The organism is Halomonas sp. 3D7M (genome assembly GCF_014897885.1).
Classification (GTDB): domain Bacteria; phylum Pseudomonadota; class Gammaproteobacteria; order Pseudomonadales; family Halomonadaceae; genus Vreelandella.
This window is the reverse complement of sequence record NZ_JABUZF010000109.1, coordinates 1-4,675: the sequence shown is the minus strand read 5'-3', so window position 1 is coordinate 4,675 and position 4,675 is coordinate 1. Positions and strand designations below refer to the sequence as shown.

Sequence of the window (4,675 nt, the reverse complement as noted above, 5' to 3'; positions counted from 1 at the left end):
CCAGCAACAGCAAGAAGACCTCACTCGCCGCCACTGTGACCTACTCCAAGGGTACCTATTCGCACGCCCCATGCCCTTAGAAGAACTAAAGCGCCTGCCCGACTATTTACCCGTCGCCCTAACAACTAACAACTAACAACTAATCCAAACGAGCTCGTATCCACTCAATAAAAACGCGCAGCTTATAAACGTCGACCATATGCTCTGGGTAGGCCATGTAGTAAGCATCCTGGCTTTTAAGCGAGAACTGCCAAGGAATGATTAACTTCCCCTCATCAAGCTCTTCCTGAGCAAGGAATTTTGGCACTAGGGCGACGCCACAGCCCGCGCGGGCCGACCTTAACGCCATATAGAACGTATCGAATCTTGGGCCATGGTAGCTGTGCTCCGTATAGAGGTCTTGTGCTTCAAACCAGTCATGCCACCCTTCGGGCCGAGTAGAAACCTGTAACAACACCATGTCTGTTAAGTCTAATGGGTCGCGAACGGTTGTTTGCTCCATGGCGGAAGGCGCGCAGACAGGCACCACCTCTTCATCCAGCAACTTTATACACTCAGCCCGCGGCCATACACCATGGCCAAAAAAGAACGCCGCCTCTATGCGCTCTTTTTGCATATCAAACGGTTCGGTACGGTTAGAAATATTGAGATTAATATTGGGATGTTTAAAGCGGAACCCGTTGAGTCTGGGGATAAGCCACCGTGCCCCAAAGGTGGGCAACGTGGCGATATTCAGCACATCTGCCTCTACGCCATAAGACTGCATATAACGCGTGGACATTTCGACCTGGGCTAATATTTTACGCGCCTCGCCGAGATAGACCGCCCCCTCTGGCGTCAGGTGCAGGCGCTTTCTCACCCGCCTGAATAACGGATGTTGCAGCGTTACTTCCAATTGTGACACCTGCTTACTCACCGCACTTTGCGTCAGACTCAGTTCATCCGCAGCCCGCGTAAAACTGAGATGTCTCGCCGCTGCCTCAAAACAGTTCAGGCTGGTCAAAGAAGGTAAGTTTCGACGACGCATGGCAATCCCACTTGGTGAAATTAAGGAATGATGTTTTTCACAAACATCGTTTGATGAGCCACCGCAAGCTTGGCAATACTGGCCCTGTAACCAATTTACTCACAACTCAATATTTGGTGAAGCAATGATTCATTCCCTGATGGAAAAAATGGGCGTCGCAAAAGAACAGTATCAAGGCGGCGACCTGATTGTTACAACGCCGATTGATGGTAGCGAAATTGGTCGTCTTACAACGGCCTCTAGCAGCGACGTTGAAACAGCTATCGCGAACTCAGAAAAAGCCTTCCAGGCCTGGAAAAGCGTGCCAGCCCCCCGTCGTGGTGAATTGGTGCGCCTTTTTGGCGATCAACTGCGCCAGCACAAGGAATCTCTCGGCGAGCTGGTCACCTGGGAGTGCGGCAAGATTCTCCAGGAAGGGCTTGGCGAAGTTCAGGAAATGATCGACATTTGCGACCTTGCCGTTGGTCAATCTCGCCAGCTTTTTGGACTGACCATCGCTTCCGAGCGCCCTGGTCACCACATGCGTGAAAGCTGGCACCCGTTAGGCCCGATTGGCCTAATTACGGCATTTAACTTTCCCGTTGCCCCTTGGGCATGGAATTCAGCCTTAGCGCTGGTATGCGGCAATAGCTTGCTGTGGAAACCTTCAGAAAAAACACCGTTAACAGCGCTGGCATGCCAAGCACTGTTAGAGCGTGCCATTGAAGAGTTCGGCGATGAGGCACCCAAGCACCTGAGCCAGGTGATAATTGGTGAGCGTGCCGCCGGTGAGCAGCTGGTCAATGACACTCGCGTTGCGCTGATCAGCGCTACCGGAAGCACCCGCATGGGTCGCGAAGTAGGCCCACAAGTGGCAGCACGCTTCGGCCGCAGCATTCTTGAGCTGGGTGGCAACAATGCCATGATCTTAGCGCCAAGTGCAGACCTTGATATGGCGACTCGCGCCATCCTTTTCTCTGCGGTAGGTACGGCTGGGCAACGCTGCACGACACTGCGTCGCTTAGTCGTTCATGAATCCATTAAAGACGAAATCTTAGCGCGTCTGAAGAAGTCGTATAGCGCGGTGTCCATCGGCAACCCGCTTGAGGGTAATTTGGTTGGCCCGCTAATTGACCATCAAGCCTTTGATGCGATGCAAAGCGTGCTAGCTAAAGCGCGTGAACAAGGTGCGAAGGTGTTCGGTGGCAACCGTGTAGAGATCGCCAACAGCAACGAAGGCTACTACGTCGAGCCTGCCATTGTTGAAGTGACCGAGCAAAACGATCTGGTCAAGCACGAAACCTTTGCGCCCATTCTCTATGTCCTCACCTACAAAGAGCTGGATGAGGCCATTGCTACCAATAATGACGTTCCCCAGGGCCTGTCATCTTGTATTTTCACCACCGATGTTCGCGAAGCCGAAACCTTCATCTCCGCGGTTGGCAGTGACTGCGGCATCGCCAACGTCAACATCGGCCCTAGCGGTGCTGAAATTGGCGGTGCGTTTGGGGGCGAGAAGGAAACCGGCGGCGGTCGAGAGTCTGGCTCCGACGTTTGGAAGAGCTATATGCGTCGCCAAACTAACACCGTGAACTACTCTCGTGAACTCCCACTGGCCCAAGGCATTAAGTTCGACTAACCCTTCCCCTCTATAAGGGCCCTTCCCTGCAGGGCCCTTACTAAAAACATAAAAAAATCAAGGTGATGTATGCGTGACGATGTCCAAATCGGCCCGACGCCGGGCCTCGCGATGGCGCTATTACCGCTGCTGGCCACTACCGCCATTCTAATTCTGCAATTTTTTATCTTCTCTGACTTTACCCCGCATATTCCTTTAGCCTTCGGGATAATGATTTGTGCCCTGTGCGGACGCATCCGTGGCGTACCCTGGCAAAAAATGGAAGCCTCAATGCTTGAGGTGGTTAAGCTGGGGATGCCCGCTATTTTTATTCTATTAGCGGTCGGTATGGTGATTGGCACCTGGATTCTTTCCGGCACCGTTCCCACGCTGATGTATTACGGTTTTCAGCTGGTTTCACCCTCTTACTTCCTTGTCGCGACATGCGTCATTAGTGCTTTGGTATCCCTTGCCACAGGCACATCCTGGGGCACAGTAGGAACACTCGGGCTTGCCCTAATGGGAATCGGGGAAGGGCTGGGCATTCCCATGTATCTAACGGGCGGGGCGCTGGTATCCGGTGCGTTCTTTGGCGATAAAATGTCGCCCTTATCAGAGACTACCAACTTAACCCCTGCCGTATGTGAAACCGATTTATGGAGCCATATACGCAGCATGATGGCCACTACGGTGCCCGCCATGATTGTCGCGCTGGTGCTTTATTTATGGCTCGGCACTAGCTATGGCGGCCAGCTTGAACGAAGTACCGATATTGCAACGTTTCGTCAGGCTCTTGATGACACCTTTACGCTCTCCTGGGTAACGCTGATTCCGCCTTTTGTTGTGATCGGTTTAGCGCTTGCCAAATTCCCACCTTTCCCGACTATTTTCACCGGCGCTGCGATAGGCGGCTTAGTGGCTATCGGCGTTCAGGGCGAAACCGTTCATGCCGTGTTTGATGCCATGCAAAATGGCTTTAGCAGCGATACTGGCAATCCGGCGATTGATGCTCTACTCAGCAGTGGCGGTGTGCTCTCCATGACCTGGGTGGTAACGCTAACGTTCTTCGCGCTGGGCTTTGCTGGCATGTTAGAAGCCTATGGCACCGTTGACGCGATTATTAAGCAGCTCATGCGGCTCATTAAAGGTCGCTTCAGCTTAGTGGCAACAAGCGCCGGCACAACGCTGGCGGTAAGCACTATTATTGGCGATGTTTATACAACGCTGGTGCTGCCCGGTCGCTTGCTGAAAGGCCAGTATCAAGCCATGGGCTATAAGACTTCGACGCTGTCACGCACCATTGAAGACAATGGCACGCTCTCCTCTCCGTTAATTCCCTGGAACATGGGCGGTGGGTTTGTGTCCTCGACGATTGGCGTACCCACGCTAGCATATGCGCCCTTTGCATTTGCTTGCTGGCTATCCCCTTTATTCGGCCTGCTGTGGGCACTAACTGGCCGCTTTATTCCTCGTGAATCCCCCGAGAGCGCGGCTGAAAAATCACCCCATACGCCTCAAACCAACTACTCCTCCCAACCTACTTCATAGCCATACAAGGTCGGCCTATGGCCGACCTGCGCTTCTTTTCAGGAGGTACTATAAGATGCAAACGACCCTCTCCGAGCGCTGCCTTTGGCTGCAAACGAGCGCGGAAGCCCCAGTACACTATCCTGCGTTAGCGAACCAGGAAGAGGCCGAGGTCTGTGTTGTTGGTGGCGGTATTACGGGTCTGTCCACCGCGTTACATTTGGCCGAAAAAGGCATCAAGGTCATCTTGCTGGAGGCGGGAGATATCCCCACGGGGGGTTCAGGCCGCAATGTTGGTCTGGTTAATGCTGGGCTTTGGATTCCACCCGATGACATCGTGGCCGCGCTAGGTGAAGAAACAGGCGAACGCGTTAATACTATTTTGGGCGGCGCGCCAGCAAAAGTCTTCGACATTATTGAGCGCTATGCCATTGAGTGCGATGCAACGCGTACAGGCACCCTGCACCTTGGCCATAACACCAAAGGCTGCCAAGAGCTCACTCGCCGCCACGAGCAGTTACAAA

Annotated in this window: 4 protein-coding genes; 3 read left to right on the top strand and 1 reads right to left on the bottom strand. The window is 53.3% G+C overall.

What is annotated here, in order from left to right:
- Nucleotides 1–139: 139 nt before the first annotated feature.
- The gene (locus INT22_RS04920) at nt 140–1,027 is read right to left on the bottom strand and encodes a LysR family transcriptional regulator (protein ID WP_038478998.1); all 888 of its coding nucleotides are present in this window, start codon (nt 1,025–1,027) and stop codon (nt 140–142) included.
- A 124-nt stretch (nt 1,028–1,151) separates the two neighbouring features.
- On the opposite strand from INT22_RS04920, the gene amaB reads away from it, so the two are divergent.
- The 3 genes from amaB to INT22_RS04905 form a co-directional block, all read left to right on the top strand.
- The gene (gene amaB, locus INT22_RS04915) at nt 1,152–2,645 is read left to right on the top strand and encodes an L-piperidine-6-carboxylate dehydrogenase (protein WP_193061195.1); all 1,494 of its coding nucleotides are present in this window, start codon (nt 1,152–1,154) and stop codon (nt 2,643–2,645) included.
- Between the two features lie 69 nt (nt 2,646–2,714).
- Nucleotides 2,715–4,172: a Na+/H+ antiporter NhaC gene (nhaC, locus tag INT22_RS04910; RefSeq protein WP_193061194.1), complete on the top strand. Its 1,458-nt coding sequence runs from the start codon at nt 2,715–2,717 to the stop codon at nt 4,170–4,172.
- 55 nt (nt 4,173–4,227) lie between these two features.
- Nucleotides 4,228–4,675 (top strand): NAD(P)/FAD-dependent oxidoreductase (locus INT22_RS04905; protein ID WP_193067797.1); only part of this gene is annotated, 448 nt, incomplete at its 3' end.

Bases quoted from the DNA above. Each gene is read 5' to 3' on its own strand.
- INT22_RS04920 (WP_038478998.1), bottom strand. From the start codon at position 1,027: ATGCGTCGTCGAAACTTACCTTCTTTGACCAGCCTGAACTGTTTTGAG.
- amaB (WP_193061195.1), top strand. From the start codon at position 1,152: ATGATTCATTCCCTGATGGAAAAAATGGGCGTCGCAAAAGAACAGTAT.
- nhaC (WP_193061194.1), top strand. From the start codon at position 2,715: ATGCGTGACGATGTCCAAATCGGCCCGACGCCGGGCCTCGCGATGGCG.